This window comes from Silanimonas sp. (genome assembly GCF_027530345.1).
Classification (GTDB): Bacteria; Pseudomonadota; Gammaproteobacteria; order Xanthomonadales; family Xanthomonadaceae; genus Silanimonas.
On record NZ_JAPZQK010000008.1, the window covers coordinates 74,415 to 94,801 of the forward strand.

The window sequence follows — 20,387 nt, forward strand, 5'->3', positions numbered from 1 at the left end:
GAGGCTCAGGGCGTCGGCGGGGGCGTGGCGTCCACCGGCATCAGTGCGCCGTCCGAGGCGCGGCGCGTCACGCCGCCGCTGTACTCCGCCCAGGCCGGCACGCGTTCGACGATGCCGGCGGCATCGATGCCCAGCTCGCCCGTGGCACCACGCAGCTGCGCGCCGCCGCGAAGGGCGTCGAGGTAGGTCGCCACCCTCCAGGCGTCGAAGCCGAAGGCGAACAGGCGCGCGGCGCTGCCGCGGGCGTTGGGCAGGCGACGGCCGAGGCTTTCCGCATCACCGGGGCCGACGAGGTCGCCGAGCAGCCACGGCAGTTCCGGGTACTGCAGGCCGTCGAGCTCGCGATCCAAGCGCGGGTCGCCGCCGGACTGCACCAGCGAGGTGGCCAGCACCGGCAGCGCGGCGAGCCCGGCCTCTTCCCGCTGCGGCATCAGGATGCGCAGGGCCGGCGCGCGGGCCGCGACGAACAGCGCCTGTGCGCGCGTCGCGTGGGTTGCCAGCGTGGCCAGCCCCTCGGCGGCGTTACCGCCAAAGGCATCGATTGGAGCGACAGCCAACAGTTCGCCGCCCTCGGCCAGGAAGCGCTCGCGGAAGCCGGCCAGCGCGCGCTGCGCGCTGTCGTCGCCCTCGGCGATCGCCACCGCGCGTGTCAGTCCGCGCTCGATCAGGCGCTGCGCGACCGCGGCGCCTTCATCTTCGGGGGCGAGGGCGAAGCTGCCGCCGCCGGCCGTCGCCACTGGCGTGCGGTTCAGTGCCAGCCACGCGGCGGAGTTGATCGGTGCGGCGGCCAGCGCTGCCACTTCGTCGCGGCCGAGCGGGCCCACGAGCAGGTCGGCGCCCTCGGCCACGGCGCGGTCGCGCGCGGCCTTCGCGCCGTCCACCGTGCCCTGGGTGTCATGGAAGGCGATCGCCGGGCGCGTGCGCGATTCGGCGTAGTAGGCCGCCAAGAGGCCGTCGCGCACTGCGAGGCCGGCCGGCGCGAGTTCGCCGCTGAGCGGCAGCAGCACGGCCATGCGGCGTGGCGGGTGGTAGCCGTCCGAGGCTGGCGCCGGGCGATCCGCAGCGGCGGGCACCGCGGTGGCGCGGGTGATGGCCAGGCCGCGACGGCGTGCCTCGCGAAGGGCCAGCGGCAGCACCGCGGCGTCGTCGCCGAGGAAACCGGCCTGCTGTACGAGGGCCGCATCCGGCACCGACTTCAGCTGGCGCTCGGCGTTGCGCAATTCGGCGGCGCGCTCGCCGCCCTGCAGCAGCCCGGCGCGTTCCGCGAGCGCCGCCGCCATGCCGAAGCGGTCGCCGGTGGCATCGAGCGCGCGAGCGCGCAAGGCCAGCCAATCGGCCATCCGCCCGGCGGGCACGAGGGCGCGGTCCTGCTGCAGCAGTGCGAGGGCCTCAGGGCCGCGGCCGTCGTCCAAGGCAAAGCCGGCGCTGAGCAGGTCGTGGCGGAACTGGTCCTCGGGCGTGAGGCGCCGGCGTGGCGCCTCGGCGTGTTCGGCGCGGGCGCCCGGGGCATCCCCGGCGCGGCGCAGGGACTCCGCGGCGTTCAGGCGCGCCATGGCCATGTCGGCCCCGCGCGACGTGGCGGCGATCGAACGCCAGGCCTGCGCGGCCTCGGCATGGCGACCCTGGGCATCGAGCTCGCGGGCTTGCGTTTCCGCGGGCGTGGCCGGTCGCGACGTGGGCGCGCTGGCGCAGCCGGCTAGCGAAACAGCGAGGAGGGCGAGGAGCAGCCAGCGGGCCATGCGGGGGAATCTCGGTGAGCCGGGCCTAGAATGATACGGCTCACCGGGAGGACTCGATGTCGGAAATCGTCGCTGGAACGCTTTACGTGGTGGCGACGCCCATCGGGAACCTCGGCGACCTCACGCCCCGGGCCCGCGAGGTGCTGGGCGGCGTGACCGCCATCGGTGCGGAAGACACCCGCAACACCGCGGTCCTGCTGGGCCAGTTCGGCATCGGTACGCCTTTGATCGCCGTGCACGACCACAACGAGGGCGACATCGCCGCGAAGTTGGTGGCCCGGCTGCAGGCCGGCGACAGCCTGGCCCTCGTTTCCGATGCCGGCACTCCGCTGGTCAGCGATCCGGGCTACCGGCTGGTGCGCGCGGTGCGCGAGGCGGGCCTGCCCGTGGTGCCGGTGCCCGGCGCCTGCGCGGCCATCGCTGCGCTGAGCGTGGCCGGCATTCCCAGCGATCGCTTCTGTTTCGAGGGTTTCCTGCCGGTGAAGGGCGGTGCACGCCGCGAGCGGCTCGGCGAACTCTTGTCGGAAACGCGGACGTTGGTGTTCTACGAGAGTTCGCACCGCATCGAGGAATCGCTCGCCGACCTCGTCGCGGTGTTCGGCGCGGAGCGCGAGGCCACGCTGGGCCGCGAACTCACCAAGCGCTTCGAAACCCTGCTGGGCCCCACGCTCGGCGCGATCCAGCAGGCCGTGGCCAGCGATGCCAACCAGCGCAAGGGCGAGTTCGTGCTCGTCGTGCGCGGCAGCGTCGACCGCGAGGCCGCGCAGCTGGCCGAGGGCAAGCGCCTGTACGCGAAGCTCGCCGCCCACCTGAAGCCCTCGCAGGCCGCGAAGCTCGCCGCTGAGCTCAGCGGCGCGCCGCGCAAGGCGCTGTACGTGGGTGGCGATTCCGACTGACTGCTGCATTCCGCAGCCGTCGCGACAGCGCCCGTTCCGTTTCGGGCCGCGCTCGGCGCGTACACTGCGCCCTGACGGAGTCGGCCAGGCAGTCGCGTCGGGAGCAATCCCGCCGAGGAAAGTCCGGGCTCCACAGGGCAGAGTGCCAGGTAACGCCTGGGCGGCGCGAGCCGACGGAAAGTGCAACAGAGAATAGACCGCCGAACGGCCCGCAAGGGTGCGTGGTCAGGGTGAAACGGTGGGGTAAGAGCCCACCGCCTGCGGGGCCAACGCCGCAGGGCACGGCAAACCCCACTCGGAGCAAGACCAAATAGGGGTGCATTGGGTTGGCCCGGCCCGCACCCGGGTAGGTTGCTGGAGCCCCATCGCGAGGTGGGGCCGAGAGGAATGGCTGCCGGCACCGGCAACGGTGCTTACAGAACCCGGCTTATCGGCCGGCTCCGTCACCCTCTTCATCGATGGATGCAGGCGTGGATTACGTGTTCGACCCGGCCGCCCTCGCGGCCTTGGCCAAGGCGCGCGCGGTGGAGTACGCCGCGGCCGACCCCTATCCGCATGCGGTGTTCGACGGGTTCCTGCGCCCGGAAGCCGCGGAGGCGCTGGCGCGCGAGTTCCCGCGGCCTGAAGACCCGGTGGGTTGGGACCACTACGGCTACGAAGGCTTCGAGAAGAAGATCGCGACCTCGAAGGAGCAGTTGTTGCCGCTGCTGGTGCGCCGCACGCTGCAGGAGCTCAACACCGCGCCCTTCATCGAATTCCTCGAAGTGCTGACGGGCATCGAGGGGCTGATTCCCGACCCGCACATGCTGGGGGGTGGCATCCACCTGAGCCGCCCCGGCGACCTGCTGGGCATCCATGCCGACTTCAACTGGCATCCGGCGCTCAAGCTGCACCGTCGCATCAACCTGCTCATCTACCTCAATCCCGGCTGGGACACGGCTTGGGGCAGTGACCTCGAGCTGTGGGACACCGATGCCAAAGCTTGCGTGCGCCGCATCGCGCCGCTGATGAACCGCGCGGTCGTGTTCAACACGCGTAGCGACACCTTCCACGGCCATCCGCGGCCCTTGGCTTGCCCCGATGGCGTGTATCGGCGGTCGATCGCGGCCTACTACTACACGGCCGAGCGTCCGGCCGACGAGATCCGTGACCCGCACAACACGCGCTACAAGGGCCTGCACCTCGACTGAGTCCCGGCGACGCGCCAGGGCGTCGCGCTGCACTGCGGTTTGCCAAGCGAGGCCGTGGCGGCCACCCTTGCGGGTGCACTCGCCGCCAGGACGCTCGCCCATGTCGCTTCGCCCGTTGTCGCCGTTCCCGCGCGTCCTCGCGCTCGCCCTCACGCTGGTGCTCGCCGCGCCACTGCATGCGGCCCCGCCTTCGCCGGCCTCTGCCATCGGGGACCCGACGCCCGCGACGATCTCGAACAGCGCGCGTTTCGAAAGCACCGATCTCTTCGCGCTGGAAACCGCCGGTGATGCGCAGATCTCGCCGGACGGTCGCCGCATCGTCTACGTGCGCACGCGCTACGACGTGATGAAGGACCGGCCGGTCGCCAACCTGTGGATCGTCGATGCCGAGGGCGGACGTTCCGCGCATCGCCCGCTGCGCTCCGACGGCGACAGCCACCGCTCGCCGCGCTGGTCGCCGGACGGCACGCGCCTTGCCTTCATCTCCAACACCGACGGCAAGCCGCAGGTCTTCGTGCGCTGGATGGACAGCGGGCAGACCGCGCGCATCACCGACCTCGTCGAAGCACCGGGAGACCTCACGTGGTCGCCGGATGGCACGCAGCTCGCGTTCACCGCCTTCGTGCCGGCCCCGCCGGCGACGATGGCCACGCCGCCGGCCAAGCCCGAGGGCGCGGAGTGGGCCGATCCGGTGACGGTCGTGGATCGTGCCGTGTTCCGCATGGACGGCGAAGGCACGCTGCGCAGCGGCAGCACGCACGTGTTCATCGTGCCGGCCGAGGGCGGCACGCCGCGCGCCCTGACCTCGGGTGACGCCGACCATGGTGGCCCGCTGGCGTTCTCGCCGGACGGCCGCATTCTCTACGTCTCGGCGAATCGCCGCGATGACCGCGAACAGGCGCCGCTGGATTCGGAGATCCACGCCATCGACGTCGCCAGTGGCGCGCTGCGCACGCTGACGCGCCGCGACGGCCCGGACGTGAACCCGGCCGTGTCGCCGGACGGGACGCGCATCGCTTACCTCGGCTTCGATGATCGCCGCGTCAGTCACCAGCACCACCGGCTGTACGTGATGGATGCGGACGGCGGTAACGTGCGCGACCTGACCGACGAGCACGATCTCGATTTCGAGCAGCCGACCTGGTCGGCGGACGGCCGGAACCTTTACGTGGCCTTCGACCAGCGCGGCGTGCGCAAGCTCGCGCGCATCGCGATGGATGGCACGCTTGACGTGATCGCTTCGCCGCTCGGCGCCAGCGACGTCGGCCGCCCGTACACCGGCGGCGGGTTTTCGGTCTCGCGCGACGGCCGTTTCGCCTTCGTGCAGGCCTCGACCTCGCGGCCCGGCGACGTGGCCGTCAGCGACGCGCGCGGCCGCGTGCGCGCGCTGACCGCCATCAACGAGGATCTCTTCGCACACAAGACGCTCGGCCAGGTCGAGACGATCACCTGGGCCTCCTCGCATGATGGAAAAGAGATCGAGGGCTGGCTGGTCACGCCGCCCGGTTTCGATCCGTCGAAGCGCTACCCGCTGCTGCTCGAGATCCACGGCGGCCCGCACACGGCCTACGGCCCCGTCTTCAGCGTGGAAGTGCAGCGCTTCGCGGCGGTCGGCTACGTCGTGCTCTACGCCAACCCGCGCGGCAGCACGAGCTACGGCGAGGAATTCGCCAACAGCATCCACCTCGCGTACCCGGGCTTCGACTACGACGACCTGATGTCGGGCGTGGATGCGCTGATCGCGCGCGGCTTCATCGATACGAAGAATCTGTTCGTCACCGGCGGCTCGGGCGGCGGCGTGCTCACCGCGTGGATCGTCGGCAAGACCGACCGCTTCCGCGCGGCGGTCGTCGCCAAGCCGGTCATCAACTGGACCAGCTTCGTGCTCACGGCGGACATGACGCCGTACTTCCACCGCCACTGGTTCAAGGGTTTCCCGTGGGATTCGCAGGCCGACTACTGGGCCCGCTCCCCGCTGTCCTTGGTGGGCAATGTGAAGACCCCGACGATGCTCCTCACCGGCGAGGCCGACTACCGCACCCCGATGGGCGAGACCGAGCAGTACTTCCAGGCGCTGCGCCTGCGGGGGGTGCCCACCGCCATGGTCCGGGTGCCGGAGGCGTCTCATGGGCTGACGGGACGCCCCAGCCAGTTCATCGCCAAGATCGACAACATCCTGGCGTGGTTCGAGCGCTACCGGCAGCCCGCCGAGGAGTGAATCCAAGTAAAACAACGGCTGTGGATAAATACTTCAAGTAACACTTGAAGTATGGCGTAAGCGATTGATCCGCCAAGCGAATTTGCCTCCAAAAAGTCATTGACACTCCCCTGACGCGGGCCTACCGTGGGTGCCTGAGGGAATTTCTGGTTTTTTGTGGGAGAAGGTGGGGATCCACCGACGGGCATGTTCCAGGGCGAGACGGCCATCACGATTGACGACAAGGGGCGGCTGGCGATTCCGGTCGCCTTCCGCGATGTCGTCGCGCGTGAATGCGGCAACCGCCTCGTGCTCACCTACAACCCCTTCGACCAGGGCTCGCTCTACCTCTACCCCGAAGCCGGCTGGCAGGCCGTGCGCGACCAGATCGTCGCGCTGTCGCCCTTCGTGCCGGAGCACCGCGTGCTTCAGCGCATGCTCGTCGGTGCTGCCACGCCGCTGGAGCCGGATTCCGCCGGCCGCGTGCTGCTGCCGCCGTCGATGCGGACGACTGCCGGTCTCGAAAAGAAGGCCGTGCTGATGGGCATGGGCGGACGGCTGGAGCTGTGGAGCGAGCAGGCGCATCTCGCGCTGATGCGGCAGACCATCGGGTCGGCCGGCGTCAGTGCGGCGATGCAGGACTTGCGGCTCTAGTGCCGATGGCCAGCGCGTCCGCCGCACCGCCTTCGCAACATGTGCCGGTGCTCTGGGCGCCGGTGCTGGACGGCCTCGCCGTCAAGCCGTCGGGAACCTACCTCGATGGCACCTTCGGGCGCGGCGGTCATGCGCGCGGCGTGCTCGCGCAGCTCGGGCCGGAAGGCCGCCTGTTGGTGATGGACAAGGACCCCGAGGCGATCCGCGTCGCCAACGCGCTGGCCGCTGACGACGCCCGCGTGCGCGTTCGGCAGGCGAGCTTCGCGACGCTGGGCGAATGGCCGGAGGCGGCTGGTGGCCTCGACGGCGTTCTGTTCGACCTTGGCGTGTCCTCGCCCCAGCTCGACGAGGCCGCGCGCGGCTTCAGCTTCCGCAACGACGGCCCGCTCGACATGCGCATGGACCCGACGCAGGGGATGAGCGCCGCCGAGTTCGTCAACACCGCCGATGAAGCCGAGATCGCCCGCGTACTGTGGGTGCACGGCGAGGAGCGCCAGAGCCGGCGCATCGCCAAGGCCATCGTTGCGCGTCGCGCGGAGCGCCTGTTCGAGCGCACGGGCGACCTCGCCGACGTCATCGCCAAGCTGCTCGGTCGCGGCGACGGCAAGACGCACCCCGCCACGCGCAGCTTCCAGGCGATCCGCATCCATGTGAATGCCGAGCTCGACGACCTCATCGTTGGGCTCGAAGCCGCGGAGCGGGCGCTGAAGGTGGGTGGCCGTCTCGCGGTCATCAGCTTCCATTCGCTGGAAGACCGCATCACCAAGCAGTTCATCAACGAGCGGGCGAAGGCGCCGCCGTCGAATCGTCGTGCCGTGGTCGAAGTGGCGTTCACGCCGCGCCTGCGCGACGTCTCTGGCGCGATCAAGGCCGACGAGACCGAGCTCGCCGCGAACCCGCGCTCCCGCAGCGCGGTGCTGCGGGTCGCCGAGAAACTCGCGGTGCCGGGGGTGGCGGCATGAGCCTGCGCGCCTTCGTGCTGCTCCTGTTGCTCGGCCTGGTCGCCACCAGCGCGATCGCCGTCGTGCTCACGCGCCACCAGCACCGAGAAGCCTTCATCGCGCTCTCGAAGGCCGAGAACGAGCGCGACGAACTCAACATCGAATTCGGCCGGCTGCAGATCGAGCAGGCCACCTGGTCCGAGACGAACCGCGTCGAGCAGATCGCGACGTCGAAGCTCGGCATGAAGTTCCCAGAAGGCGCGGACGTGGTGGTGGTGCAGCCATGAGCCCGCGCGTGAAGCCCAACACCTTCGACCCGCGCGGCCGCCTGCTGTTCCTCGCCGCGGTGCTGGGCGCCTGCGGCTTTGCCATCGCCGCGCGCGCTGCGTGGCTGCAGCTGCTGAGCCCGGAGTTCTACCAGCAGCAGGGCGATGCCCGCTTCGTGCGCGATGTGCCGATCATGGCCTCGCGCGGCAGCATCCTCGACCGCAGCGGCGAGACGCTGGCCGCCTCGTCGCCGGTGGCTTCGGTGTGGGCGAATCCGAAGGAGACGCTGCAGCACTCGGAACGACTCGGCGACCTCGCGAAGGCCCTCGGCTTGCCGCGCCGCGAGCTCGCGCGCCGCCTCGGCGAGCGCGCCGACCGCGAGTTCGTTTACCTGCGCCGGCATATGAATCCCGATGCCGCCGCGGCCGTCGTCGCGCTGGGCATTCCCGGTGTGCACGAGCAGCGCGAGTTCCGCCGCTTCTACCCGCATGGCGAAGTGCTGGCGCACGTGCTGGGCAGCACCAATATCGATGACCGTGGCCAGGAAGGCCTCGAGCTCGCCTTCGACCCGTGGCTCACCGGCAGGCCGGGCAGCAAGCGGGTGATCCGCAATCGCCAGGGGCAGGTCATCGACGACGTCGATCTGCTGCGCCCCGCCGAGCCCGGCCGCGACCTCGTGCTCTCGATCGACCGTCGCGTGCAGTACCTCGCCTATCGCGAACTGAAGGCCGCGCTCACCCTGCACGGCGCGCAGAGCGGCTCGGTCGTGGTGCTCGACATCCCGACCGGCGAGGTGATCGCCATGGTCAACCAGCCGAGCTACAACCCGAATGCCCGTGCGCCGGGGCAGGAGTCGGCGCGCCGCAACCGTGCGGTGACCGACCTCGTCGAGCCCGGCTCGGTCATCAAGGCGTTCACCGTCGCCGCGGCGATGGAGAACGGCGCCGATCCGACGCGCCAGATCGACACCAATCCGGGCTTCTTCCCGCTGCACAACCACACCATCCGCGACGTGCGCAATTTCGGCATGGTCGACATGGCGCGGCTGCTGCAGAAGAGTTCGAACATCGCCTCGACCAAGCTGGCGCTGGAGATGAGCAACGAGCACTTCTACGACGTGCTCAACCGCTTCGGCTTCGCCCAGACCACCAACAGCGGCTTCCCCGGCGAAGCGGGCGGCCGGCTCGAAGCGCCGGGCGGCTGGGGCGAGGTGGAGAAGGCCACCATCTCCTACGGTTACGGCATCTCGGTGACGCCGCTGCAGGTAGCGCAAGGCTATGCCGCGCTTGGCAACGGCGGTCGCCTGCTGGCGCCGACCTTCGTGCGTGGCGGCAACGTCGCGCAGGGCAACGGCCGGCAGGTGATCGACCCGCAGATCGCGCGCAGCGTCGTCGGCATGCTCGAAACCGTGGTGGCGCCCGGCGGTACCGCGACGACCGCCGCTGTCGCCGGCTACCGCGTGGCGGGCAAGTCGGGCACCACGCGGCGCTCGGTCGCCGGTGGTTATGAGAAGCGCTACGTTTCGATGTTCGCGGGCATCGTGCCGGTACGGCAGCCGCGCTTCGCCATGGTGGTCGCCATCCACGACCCGAGCGCCGGTGCCTACTACGGCGGTGCCGTGGCGGCCCCGGTGTTCCACAGCGTAATGGACGGCGCGTTGCGCCTGATGGACGTGCCGCCGGACAACGTGCGCGGCTGGTTCGCCACGGCACCCGAGGACGCCACTCAGGAAATCGGCACCGACGGTCTCGTGCCGCTCGATGCACCGGCCACCGCCGAGCCGGCCGCGGGGGTGCAGCCGTGAGCGCGCTTCGCCTCGCCGACCTGCTGGCCGGGCTCGTCGACGTCCCGGCCGCGCTGGACGTGGCCGTGCCGCGGCTCGTCGCAGACAGCCGTCGTGTGGTCGGTGGTGATGTTTTCGTCGCCCTTGCCGGTGCGAGCACGCACGGCCTGCGCCATGCCGCCGACGTGCTGGCGAAGGGCGCGGCCGCGATCCTGCATGACGGCGAAGCGCCGGCCGACGTGGTGCTGGAAGGTGCCGCCGCGGCCCGCGCGATCGCCGTTCCGGGCCTGCGCGCCGCGCTGGGCGCGCTCGCCGATCGCGTGGCGGGCGAGCCGTCCGCCGCGATTCGCGTGGTCGGCGTGACCGGCACGAATGGCAAGACTTCGACGGTGCAGCTGATCGCGCAGGCCCTGGAACGCCTCGGCATGCCCGCCGGCACCATCGGCACGCTGGGCGCCGGCCGCGTCGGCCGCATTGTCGAAGGCGAGCGCACCACGCCCGACGTGCTCAGCGTCCATGGCCTGCTGGCCCAGCTCCGCGACGACGGCGCGCGCGCCGTGGCGATGGAAGTGAGCTCGCATGCGCTCGACCAGGGGCGCGTCGATGGCGTGCGCTTCGAAGTGGCGGTGTTCTCGAACCTCACCCGCGACCACCTCGACTACCACGGCACGATGGACGCCTACGGCGAGGCCAAGGCCAAGCTGTTCGCGTGGCCGACGCTGCAAGGCGCGGTGGTCAACATCGACGATGCCTTTGGCCGTTCGCTCGCCGCACGCCTGCCCGAGGCGATCCGCTGGACGGTCTCGGCGAACGGCGATGCCGCGGCGCGCCTGCGGGCCGAGGGCCTTGCCCTGACTGCCGATGGCCTTCGCTTCGATCTCGTCGAGGGCCGCGCGCGCGCCACGATCACCTCGCCGCTGCTCGGGCGCTTCAACGCCGACAACCTGCTGGCGGTGGCCGGTGCGCTGCGCGCCCTCGGCGTCGCGTTCGAAGCCGTCGCGGCGGTGCTGCCGACGCTCGAACCCGTGCACGGGCGCATGACCCGTCTCGGCGGCGGCGCGAAGCCGCTGGTGGTGGTCGATTACGCGCACACGCCGGACGCGCTGCAGCAGGCGCTGCTCTCGCTGCGCGGTCACGTGCACGGCGCGCTCGCCTGCGTGTTCGGCTGCGGTGGCGAACGCGACCGCGGCAAGCGCCCGCAGATGGCCGCCATCGCGGAGGCCCACGCCGACCGCGTCACCGTCACCGACGACAACCCGCGGGGCGAGGATGGCGATGCCATCGTCGCCGACATCCTCGCCGGCTTCCGCGTGCCGGAACGCCACACGGTGGTGCGTGACCGTCGTGCGGCGATCCGCGCCGCGGTCGGCGCCGCCGGCCCGGGCGACGTGGTGCTGCTGGCCGGCAAGGGGCACGAGCCCTACCAGGAGATCGCCGGCGTCAAGCACGCGTTCGACGACGTGGCGGAAGCCCGCGCTGCGCTGGAGGCCTGTGCATGAGGCCGATCGCGCTCTCCGACGTCGCCCGCTGGACCGAAGGCCGGCTCATCGGCGAGGACACGACCGTCGCGGCCATCTCCACGGACACCCGCGCCATCGCGCCGGGCGCGCTGTTCGTCGCGCTGCGTGGCGAGCGTTTCGACGCCCATGATTTCGTCGCCCAGGCCGAAGCCGCCGGCGCCGCCGCGGTGATGGTGAGCCGCCCCGTCGAGACCGCGCTGCCGCAGGTGCACGTCGCCGATACCGAAGAGGCGCTGGGCGAACTCGCCGCCGGCCTGCAGCAGGGCCGCCCGGCCGTGGTGCTGGCGCTCACCGGCAGCAACGGCAAGACCTCGGTGAAGACGCTGCTGCACGGCATCCTCGCCCGTGCCGGCCGCGCCCACGTGAACCCGGGCAACCTCAACAACGAGATCGGCCTGCCGCTCGCCGTCATCGGCGCGCCGGAAGACGCGCAGTTCGCCGTCTACGAGATGGGCGCGGGCAAGCCGGGCGACATCGCCTATCTCTGCAGCATCGTGGCGCCGAACGTGGCCTTGGTGAACAACATCGCCGCCGCGCACATCGAGCGCCTCGGCAGCCTGCACGGCATCGCCGAGACCAAGGGAGCGATCTACGAAGCGCTGCCGGATGACGGCATCGCTGTAGTCAACGCTGACGACGCCTTCGCGCCCTACTTCATGCAGCGCATCGGCCATCGCCGCGTGCTGCGCTATGGCATGGAAAACGATGCCGACGTGCGGGCTCGCGAGGTCCGTCTCGACGGCACCGGCAGCCGCTTCGTCCTCGTCACTCCGGCTGGCCGGGCCGACATCCACCTGCCCCTGCCGGGCCGCCACGCCGTGGCGAACGCGCTGGCCGCCGCAGCGATGGCGCTGGCCGCCGGTGCCGGCTTCGAGGCGATCGTCGCCGGCCTGCAGGGTGCCGAACCGGTCAAGGGCCGTCAGGTTGCTCACGCACTGGCGAACGGCAACGTGCTCGTGGACGACAGCTACAACGCGAACCCGGGTTCGCTCGCCGCAGCCATCGCCACGCTGGCCGGGAGCGGCGGGGCGTGGCTGGTCCTCGGCGACATGCGCGAGCTGGGCCCCGAGGGCCCGGCACTGCACGCCGAGGCCGGTCGGCAGGCGCGTGCGGCCGGCCTGAAGCAGGTCTGGACCATCGGCGCGCTCGCCGCCGAGACCAGCCGCGCCTTCGGCGAGGGCGGCCGGCATTTCGATTCGCGCGAGTCGCTCGTGCAGGCGTTGCGCGAGGCGCTCGCCGGTGCCACGGGCGTGCGTTGCCTGGTGAAGGGTTCGCGCGGGAGCGCGATGGACGTGGTAGTGGCCGGGGTTCTGGCCAAGGAGGGCGCCAATGCTGCTTGAGTTGCTCCGTTGGCTGTTGCCCGGGTTCGGCCTGTTCGAGTTCATCACCATGCGCGCGATCGTCGGCGCCGGCACCGCGCTGGCCCTGTCGCTGTGGATGGGGCCGTTCGTCATCGAACGCCTGCGCGCACTGAAGAGCGGCGGCCAGCCGATCCGCACCGACGGCCCGCAGAGCCACTTCAGCAAGGCCGGAACGCCGACCATGGGCGGTGCGCTGATCCTGCTGGCCGTGACCCTTTCCACGCTGCTGTGGTCGGACCTCTCGAACCGCTACGTGTGGATCGCGCTGGCGGTGATGCTCTCGTTCGCGCTGATCGGCTGGTTGGACGACTGGATCAAGATCGTCCGCCGCGACCCGAACGGCCTGAAGTCGCGGCACAAGTACGCGCTGCAGTCGGTGTTCGGCCTGATCGCCGCGGTGGTGCTGTTCGCGACGGCCGACCATCCCTCGAACACCACGCTCTACCTGCCGCTGCTGAAGAACTTCGCGCTGCCGCTGGGCGCGATGTTCATCGTCGTCGCCTACTTCTGGATCGTCGGCTTCTCGAACGCCGTCAACCTCACCGACGGCCTCGATGGCCTGGCGATCATGCCGGTGGTGCTGACGGCCGGCGTGCTCGCCGTGTTCGCCTACGCTTCTGGCAACGCCGTGTTCGCCGAGTACCTCGGCATGCCGCGCATCCCCGGCGCCGGCGAACTCGCCATCCTGTGCGCGGCCATCGGCGGCGCGGGCCTCGGCTTCCTGTGGTTCAACACCTATCCCGCCATGGTGTTCATGGGCGACGTCGGTGCGCTCGCGCTGGGCGCCACGCTGGGCTGCATCGCCATCATCGTCCGGCAGGAGATCGTGCTGGTGATCGTCGGCGGCATCTTCGTCATCGAGACCCTCTCGGTGATGGCGCAGGTCGCCTCGTTCAAGCTCACCGGGCGACGCATCTTCCGCATGGCGCCGATCCACCACCACTTCGAGCTCAAGGGCTGGCCGGAGCCGCGCGTGATCGTGCGCTTCTGGATCATCTCGGTGATGCTCGCCCTCGTCGCACTGGCGACGTTGAAGGTGCGCTGATGACGTTGGCCAAGCCCATCGACGTCCCGGCCCAGGCCACGCGCCTCGACGCCATCGAGGGCCGCTACGACCGCTGGCTGATCGGCGCCGTCCTGTCGCTGGTGGTGGTCGGCATCGTCATGGTGACCTCGGCCTCGCTGGGCCTCGCCGACGTCATGGGTGTCGGCGAGTTCTACTTCGTGCAGCGCCATCTGTTCGCCCTGGCACTCGGCGGTACGCTGGCCTGGGTGGCGATGAACCTCGAGCTGAAGACGGTCGAGCGCTACCAGGGCCTCGCCTTGCTGGCCTGTTTCGCCGCGCTGCTGCTGGTGTTCATCCCCGGCTTCGGCGTGCGCGTGAACGGCGCGCGCCGCTGGCTGAATTTCGTCGTGTTGAACTTCCAGGCCGTCGAGGCCGTGAAGCTGCTGCTGATCATCTGGACGGCGAGCTACCTCGCGCGACGCAAGGACGAGATCGCGGCGCATTGGCCGAGCCTGATCAAGCCGCTCGGCATCGTCGGCCTGCTGGTGTTGCTGCTGCTGGCGCAGCCGGACTTCGGATCCTCGGCGCTGCTGCTCGCCATCGTCGGCGGCATGATCTTCCTCGGCGGTGCCCCGCTCGGCAAGCTGATGCTGCTGGGCGCGCCTGTGGTGGTCCTGTTCGTCGGCATCGCCGTGCTCGAACCCTACCGCCTGGCGCGCATCACCAGCTTCCGCGAACCCTTCGAGGATCCGTTCGGTGGTGGCTACCAGCTGGTGCAAGCGCTCATCGCCATCGGTCGCGGAGGTTTCGATGGCGTCGGCCTCGGCGCGTCGGTGCAGAAGCTGCAGGCCTTCCCCGAGGTGCACACCGACTTCATCTTCTCGGTGCTGGCCGAAGAGCTCGGCTTCCTCGGTGTCTGCGCGGTGCTGGCGTTGTACGCCGTGCTGCTGTGGCGCGCCTTCTCGGTGGGCCTGCGCTGCATGGCGCTGCGCCGCCAGTTCGCCGGCCTCGTCGCGTTCGGCATTGGCTTGTCGATCGGCATCCAGGCGACCGTCTCGATCGGCGTGAACCTCGGCCTGCTGCCGACGAAGGGCCTGACGCTGCCGCTGATCAGCTCCGGCGGCTCGAGCGTGATGATGACCTGCGCGATGCTCGGTGTGCTGCTGCGCGTCAGCTACGAGCTCGACCGGTCCGAGCGCCAGGTGCAGCGTGCGCGTGGCGAGTTGCGCGGCATCGACGAGCCTGGCGACACCGTCCTGCCGGCCGCGCTGGTCGCGGCGCAGGCCGTGGCGGCGCGCGCGAAGCCCGCGCCAATGGCCGCCGCTCGCGGCACCGCGCGGATCGAGCCCGTGATCGGGGGGCCGCGATGAGCGCACCGCGCTTCACCGTCATGGCCGGTGGCACCGGCGGACACATCTTCCCGGCCTTGGCCGTGGCCCGCGTGCTGCGCGAGCGTGGCGCCGACGTGCGCTGGATCGGTTCAGCGGGAGGCATGGAGGAGCGTCTGGTGCCGCAAGGCGGCTTCGCGATCGACGCCATCCGCATCGGCGCGCTGCGCGGCAAGGGCCCGCTCGCCGCGCTCGCCGCGCCGCTCAACGTGACGCGCGCCGTGCTGCAGGCGCGCGCGCTGCTGAAGTCCCAGCAGCCGCAGGCGGTGCTCGCCTTCGGCGGTTTCGCCAGTGGCCCCGGCGGTCTGGCGGCGCGCACGCTGGGCCTGCCCTTGATCGTGCACGAACAGAACCGCGCCCCGGGCCTGACCAATCGCGTGCTTGCGCGCTTCGCCCGCAAGGTGCTCACGGGGTTCCCGGGCGCCTTCCCCCCGCCGGCGGAAGCGGTGGGCAACCCGGTGCGCGAGGCGATCGCCGCGCTGCCCGATCCGGTGCGACGCCTGCAGGGCCGCAGTGGTCCCGTCCGCATCCTCGTCCTCGGCGGCAGCCAAGGCGCGCGTGGCTTGAACCTCGCGGTACCGAAGGCCTTGGCGGGCTGGATGAACCTCGAGATCCGTCACCAGTGCGGCGAGAAGCTGGTCGATGAAGCGCGCGCCGCCTATGCCGTATCGAAGCTGCAGGCGCGCATCGAGCCCTTCATCACCGACATGGCCGATGCCTACGGCTGGGCCGATCTCGTCATCAGCCGCGCCGGGGCCTCGACGCTGGCCGAACTCTGCGCCGCCGGCGTGGCCAGCGTGCTGGTGCCATTCCCCGGCGCCGTCGACGACCACCAGGCGCGCAACGCCGAGTACCTCGCCGAAGGCGGCGCGGCACGGTGGTTGCGCCAGACCGACACGCTGGCGGCGGACCTCGCCGACCTCCTGAAACCCCTGCTCGGCGACCGTCGCCGCCTGCTCGACATGGCCCGCGCCGCGCGCGAATTGGCCTTGCCGGGCGCGGCCGAGCGCGTCGCTGACATCGCCTACGAGGAAGCCCACGCATGATGCGCGGACGCCTGAAACACCCTGGTGACCTTTCGCGCGTCTTCAATCGCGTGCACTTCGTCGGCATCGGCGGCGTGGGCATGAGCGGCATCGCCGAAGTGATGCTCACGCTCGGCTACGCCGTCTCCGGCTCGGACAACGCCGACAACGCCACGACGCAGCGCCTCGCTTCGCTTGGCGCGGCGATCCACCGCGGCCACCGCGCCGAGCATGTCGGTGACGTCGATGCGCTGGTGGTGTCGAGCGCCATCAAGGCCGACAACCCGGAACTGATCGAAGCCCGCGCCCGCCGCATCCCGGTGGTGCCGCGCGCCGAGATGCTGGCCGAGCTGATGCGCTTCAAGCGCGGCATCGCGATCGCCGGCACGCACGGCAAGACCACGACCACCTCGCTGGTGGCCAGCGTGCTCAGCGAGGGTGGGCTCGACCCGACCTTCGTCATCGGCGGCAAGCTGCTCTCCGCCGGTGCCAACGCGCGGCTCGGCGGCAGCGAATGGCTGGTGGCCGAGGCCGACGAGAGCGACGGCAGCTTCCTGCGCCTGAATCCGCTGGTGGCCGTTGTCACCAACATCGATGCCGACCACCTCGAGAACTACGGTGGCGACTTCGAGCGCGTGAAGCAGGCCTTCGACGAATTCCTGCACCGCCTGCCGTTCTACGGCCTCGCCGTGCTGTGCATCGACGATCCGGAAGTGGCGATGCTCGCCACCCGCACCCCGCGCCACGTGCTGCGCTACGGCTTCGCCCAGAGCGCCGACGTGCGCGCCAGCGAGGTCTCGCAGCAGGGCCAGCAGATGCACTTCCTGCTGCACCTGCCGGGCGAGGCGCCGATGCCGATGGCGCTGAACCTGCCGGGCCGCCACAACGTGCAGAACGCGCTGGCCGCCGCCGCCATCGGCTGGCAGCTCGGCGTGCCCGCCGACGCCATCGCCCGCGCGCTTTCCGCGTTCGAAGGCGTGGGCCGTCGCTTCAATCTCAAGGGCGAGATGGCGCTGCCGAACGGCGGCAGTGCGCTGCTGGTCGACGACTACGGCCACCATCCTGCCGAGCTCGCCGCGGTGTTCGCCGCCGCGCGTGGCGGCTGGCCGAATCGCCGCCTCGTGGCCTGCTTCCAGCCGCACCGATACAGCCGAACGCGCGATCTCTTCGACGATTTCGCCAAGGTGCTCAGCGACCTCGATGGCCTCGTGCTCTGCGACGTCTACCCGGCCGGCGAAGCACCGATCGCCAACGCCGACGCCAAGTCGCTGGCCCGCGCGATCCGCACCCGCGGCCGCGTCGATCCGGTGCTGGCCGGGACGGCGAAAGAGCTGCCGGCGATGCTCGGCGACGTGCTGCAGCCGAACGACCTCGTGATCCTGCTCGGTGCCGGCGACATCGGCGCCGTGGCCCAGCAGCTGGCCGACCGCGGCCTGCCGGAGCGGAGTGCATGAGCCTCGACGCCGCCAGCCGCGCCGCCGTCGACGCCCTGAAGGCGAGCGTTGCTGCGCTCGCCCCGCAGGCGTTCGGTCGCGTCGCCGTGCTGATGGGCGGTGAATCGGCGGAGCGCGAGGTTTCGCTGAACTCCGGCGCCAACGTGCTGGCCGCCCTGCAGGCGCGCGGTGTCGATGCCCATGGCGTCGACGGTCTCGGCGCGTTGCTTGCCGCACTCGGCCGCGGCGAGCGCTTCGATCGCCTGCCGTTCGACAGGGTGTTCAACATCCTGCACGGCGGCGCCGGTGAGAACGGCGTGCTGCAGGGTGCCCTCGAGGCCCTCGGCCTGCCGTACACCGGCCCGGGCGTCCTCGGCAGCGCGCTGACGATGGACAAGATCCGCACCAAGCAGGTGTGGATGGCCGAAGGCCTGCCGACTGCGCGCTTCGTCCGCATCGCCCCGGGCGCCGACCTCGCGGCTGCCGTGCGTTCGCTGGGCCTGCCGGTGTTCGTGAAGCCCTCGACGGAAGGCTCGAGCGTTGGCGTGTTCCGCATCGCGAGCGAGGCCGATCTCGCCCCGGCGATCGCTTTCGCTGCGACCTATGCCGGCGAACTGCTGGCCGAGCAGATGATCACCGGCGGCGAGTACACCGTCGGCATCCTGGGTGGCGTCGCGCTGCCTTCGGTGCGCATCGTGCCGCCGGGCGAGTGGTACGACTACCACGCCAAATACATCAGCGACGACACGCAATACCACTGCCCGGGCCTCGACGGCGATGACGAAGCCGCCATCCGCGCGCTCGCGCTGGCGGGATTCCGCGCCGCGGGCTGCACGGGTTGGGGCCGTGTCGACGTGATGCGCCATGCCGACGGCCGCTTCCTGCTGATGGAAGTGAACACCGCGCCGGGCATGACCAGCCATTCGCTGGTGCCGAAGGCCGCGCGCGAAGTGGGCATCGGCTTCGAAGAGCTCTGCCTCGCCATCCTTGCCCAGACCCTGGAGGCCGGCCGCGCATGACCCGCGTGTGGCGACTGCTGGGCTGGACCTTCGCGCTGCTGCTGCTGGCGATGCCGGTGGTGGCCGTCGTGAACGGCTGGATCGGCGCCGAGCGCTGGCCGATCAGCACGCTCGCCCTGCAAGCCCCGCTGAAGCTGGTCGACGAAGCCACGCTGCGCTCGACCATCGCCCCCATGGCGCAGGGCGGCTTCTTCGCCGTCGATCCGGTCGCCATCCGCCAGTCGGTCGCCGCGCTGCCCTGGGTCGATGCTGTCGATGTGCGCAAGCGCTGGCCGGATCGCCTCGAAGTGCGGCTCACCGAGCTTCGCCCCTACGCCCATTGGGGCGAGGATCGCCTGCTGTCCGACGACGGCCGCCTCTTCGTCCTCCCGGCCGGCCTCGCCACGCCGCTGCCGCGCTTCGACGCCGCCGACGGCCGCGTGGCCGAGGTCATCGCCTTCCACCGCGAAGCCCGCCCGGTGCTGGTCCGCGTGGGCAGCGACATCCGCGAACTTCGCCTGTCCGCGCGCGGCGGCTGGTCGCTCACCACCGTGGACGGCCTGCAGGTCGAGCTTGGCCGCAACGATGCCCTGCCGCGCCTGTCGCGCTTCGCCCGCCTGCTGCCCACGCTGGGCCGCGACCCGGCCGGCCGCGTGCTGCAGCGCGCCGACCTCCGCTACACCAATGGCTTCGCCCTGACCTGGGGTGAACCCGCCGCGGCCCCCACCGCGCCTCCTGCATCGAGCAACGCATGAACCGCAAGAGCGACAAGTCCCTCATCGTCGGCCTCGACATCGGCACCTCCAAGGTGACGGCCCTCGTCGGTGAATACGCCCCGGACCAGCCGATCGAAGTGATCGGCATCGGTTCGCACGAATCGCGCGGCATGCGCCGCGGCGTCGTCGTCGACATCGAATCCACGGTGCAGTCGATCCAGCGCGCCATCGAGGAAGCCGACGTGATGGCCGGCTGCGAGATCCGCTCGGTCTACGCCTCGATCGCCGGCAGCCACATCCAGTGCCGCAATTCCAACGGCGTGGTGCCGATCGCTTCGGGCGAAGTCAGCTACGCCGACCTCGACCGCGTGCTCGAAGCCGCCCGCGCCGTGGCCGTGCCGGCCGACCAGCGCATCCTCCACGCCATCCCGCAGGAATACATCGTCGACGGCTCGCAGGAAGGCATCCGCAACCCGGTCGGCATGTCCGGCGTGCGCCTCGAAGTGCGCGCCCACCTCATCACCGGCGCCACCGCCGCGGCCGCCAACATCAGCAAGTGCATCCAGCGCTGCGGCCTGTCGGTCGATGACTTGATCCTGTCCTCGCTGGCCTCGAGCACCGCCGTGCTCACCGCCGACGAGAAGGAGCTCGGCGTGGTGCTGGTCGACATCGGTGCGGGCACCACCGACATCAATGTGTTCGTGCAGGGCGCCATCCGCCATTCGGCCTGCCTGCCGATCGCCGGCGACCAGATCACCAATGACATCGCCCACCTGCTGCGCACGCCCACGCCCGAGGCCGAGCAGATCAAGGTGCGCTACGCCTGCGCGCTGGCCCAGCTCGCCGGCCGCGAGGAGACCATCCAAGTCCCGAGCGTCGGCGACCGCGCGCCGCGCCGCCTCGCCCGGCAGGCGCTTGCTGAAGCGGTGCAGAACCGCTACGAGGAGATCTTCGAGATGGTGCAGGCGGAACTCCGCCGCGCCGGCTACGAGGAGCTGGTGCGCGCCGGCATGGTGCTCACCGGCGGCAGCGCCCGCATGGAAGGCGTGGTCGAACTCGCCGAAGAGATGCTGCACATGCCCGTGCGCGTCGGCATCCCGCAGCACGTCACCGGCCTCGGCGAAGTCATCAACAACCCGGTCCACGCCACCGGCGTGGGCCTGCTGCTCTGGGGGCGCTCGCTCGAAGCGGGCCCCCGCCCCAGCCTCAACGCCGGCAAGGCCGGCGTCGCTTTCACGCGCTTCCGGAACTGGTTCCGGGGCGCGTTCTGACC

General features: G+C 70.9%; 17 protein-coding genes and 1 other RNA gene. 17 read left to right on the forward strand and 1 reads right to left on the reverse strand.

The window, feature by feature from the left end:
• Positions 1 to 5: 5 nt before the first annotated feature.
• Entirely contained in the window at positions 6 to 1,739 is a 1,734-nt protein-coding gene (locus O9255_RS04955; RefSeq protein ID WP_297865738.1) for a penicillin-binding protein activator, read from the reverse strand.
• Positions 1,740 to 1,795: 56 nt separating this feature from the next.
• On the opposite strand from O9255_RS04955, the gene rsmI reads away from it, so the two are divergent.
• From rsmI to ftsA, 17 genes are all read left to right on the forward strand, one after another.
• Positions 1,796 to 2,635, forward strand: coding sequence for a 16S rRNA (cytidine(1402)-2'-O)-methyltransferase (gene rsmI / locus O9255_RS04960; protein WP_297865739.1), 840 nt, complete (start codon positions 1,796 to 1,798; stop codon positions 2,633 to 2,635).
• A 76-nt stretch (positions 2,636 to 2,711) separates the two neighbouring features.
• An RNA gene (rnpB, locus tag O9255_RS04965) (RNase P RNA component class A) lies at positions 2,712 to 3,081 on the forward strand.
• Between the two features lie 12 nt (positions 3,082 to 3,093).
• Positions 3,094 to 3,825 (forward strand): 2OG-Fe(II) oxygenase, encoded by a 732-nt coding sequence (locus O9255_RS04970; RefSeq protein WP_297865740.1) that lies wholly within the window; start codon positions 3,094 to 3,096, stop codon positions 3,823 to 3,825.
• A 100-nt stretch (positions 3,826 to 3,925) separates the two neighbouring features.
• A complete protein-coding gene (locus O9255_RS04975; protein ID WP_297865741.1) occupies positions 3,926 to 6,043 on the forward strand; it encodes a S9 family peptidase in 2,118 nt (705 codons plus the stop codon).
• A 186-nt stretch (positions 6,044 to 6,229) separates the two neighbouring features.
• The gene (gene mraZ, locus O9255_RS04980) at positions 6,230 to 6,676 is read left to right on the forward strand and encodes a division/cell wall cluster transcriptional repressor MraZ (protein ID WP_297865742.1); all 447 of its coding nucleotides are present in this window, start codon (positions 6,230 to 6,232) and stop codon (positions 6,674 to 6,676) included.
• 5 nt (positions 6,677 to 6,681) lie between these two features.
• Positions 6,682 to 7,638, forward strand: coding sequence for a 16S rRNA (cytosine(1402)-N(4))-methyltransferase RsmH (rsmH, locus tag O9255_RS04985; RefSeq protein ID WP_297865743.1), 957 nt, complete (start codon positions 6,682 to 6,684; stop codon positions 7,636 to 7,638).
• 2 nt (positions 7,639 to 7,640) lie between these two features.
• Entirely contained in the window at positions 7,641 to 7,904 is a 264-nt protein-coding gene (ftsL, locus tag O9255_RS04990; protein WP_297865879.1) for a cell division protein FtsL, read from the forward strand.
• Positions 7,901 to 9,688: a penicillin-binding protein 2 gene (locus O9255_RS04995; RefSeq protein ID WP_297865744.1), complete on the forward strand. Its 1,788-nt coding sequence runs from the start codon at positions 7,901 to 7,903 to the stop codon at positions 9,686 to 9,688. Before ftsL ends, O9255_RS04995 begins: the two co-directional genes overlap by 4 nt.
• The gene (locus O9255_RS05000; protein WP_297865745.1) at positions 9,685 to 11,166 is read left to right on the forward strand and encodes a UDP-N-acetylmuramoyl-L-alanyl-D-glutamate--2,6-diaminopimelate ligase; all 1,482 of its coding nucleotides are present in this window, start codon (positions 9,685 to 9,687) and stop codon (positions 11,164 to 11,166) included. The genes O9255_RS04995 and O9255_RS05000 overlap by 4 nt, the downstream gene beginning before the upstream one ends.
• Complete coding sequence (murF, locus tag O9255_RS05005; RefSeq protein WP_297865746.1) at positions 11,163 to 12,527, forward strand: UDP-N-acetylmuramoyl-tripeptide--D-alanyl-D-alanine ligase; 1,365 nt, start codon at positions 11,163 to 11,165, stop codon at positions 12,525 to 12,527. The genes O9255_RS05000 and murF overlap by 4 nt, the downstream gene beginning before the upstream one ends.
• Positions 12,517 to 13,593: a phospho-N-acetylmuramoyl-pentapeptide-transferase gene (gene mraY / locus O9255_RS05010; protein ID WP_297865747.1), complete on the forward strand. Its 1,077-nt coding sequence runs from the start codon at positions 12,517 to 12,519 to the stop codon at positions 13,591 to 13,593. The genes murF and mraY overlap by 11 nt, the downstream gene beginning before the upstream one ends.
• Complete coding sequence (gene ftsW / locus O9255_RS05015) at positions 13,593 to 14,924, forward strand: putative lipid II flippase FtsW (protein WP_297865748.1); 1,332 nt, start codon at positions 13,593 to 13,595, stop codon at positions 14,922 to 14,924. The genes mraY and ftsW overlap by 1 nt, the downstream gene beginning before the upstream one ends.
• Positions 14,921 to 15,988, forward strand: coding sequence for an undecaprenyldiphospho-muramoylpentapeptide beta-N-acetylglucosaminyltransferase (gene murG, locus O9255_RS05020; RefSeq protein WP_345781360.1), 1,068 nt, complete (start codon positions 14,921 to 14,923; stop codon positions 15,986 to 15,988). The genes ftsW and murG overlap by 4 nt, the downstream gene beginning before the upstream one ends.
• Positions 15,988 to 17,421 (forward strand): UDP-N-acetylmuramate--L-alanine ligase, encoded by a 1,434-nt coding sequence (gene murC / locus O9255_RS05025; protein ID WP_297865880.1) that lies wholly within the window; start codon positions 15,988 to 15,990, stop codon positions 17,419 to 17,421. Before murG ends, murC begins: the two co-directional genes overlap by 1 nt.
• Positions 17,418 to 18,419, forward strand: a complete 1,002-nt coding sequence (locus O9255_RS05030) for a D-alanine--D-alanine ligase (protein WP_297865749.1) — start codon at positions 17,418 to 17,420, stop codon at positions 18,417 to 18,419. Before murC ends, O9255_RS05030 begins: the two co-directional genes overlap by 4 nt.
• Positions 18,416 to 19,153 (forward strand): cell division protein FtsQ/DivIB, encoded by a 738-nt coding sequence (locus tag O9255_RS05035; protein ID WP_297865750.1) that lies wholly within the window; start codon positions 18,416 to 18,418, stop codon positions 19,151 to 19,153. Before O9255_RS05030 ends, O9255_RS05035 begins: the two co-directional genes overlap by 4 nt.
• Positions 19,150 to 20,385: a cell division protein FtsA gene (gene ftsA, locus O9255_RS05040; RefSeq protein WP_297865751.1), complete on the forward strand. Its 1,236-nt coding sequence runs from the start codon at positions 19,150 to 19,152 to the stop codon at positions 20,383 to 20,385. The genes O9255_RS05035 and ftsA overlap by 4 nt, the downstream gene beginning before the upstream one ends.
• The last annotated feature ends 2 nt before the right edge of the window (positions 20,386 to 20,387 follow it).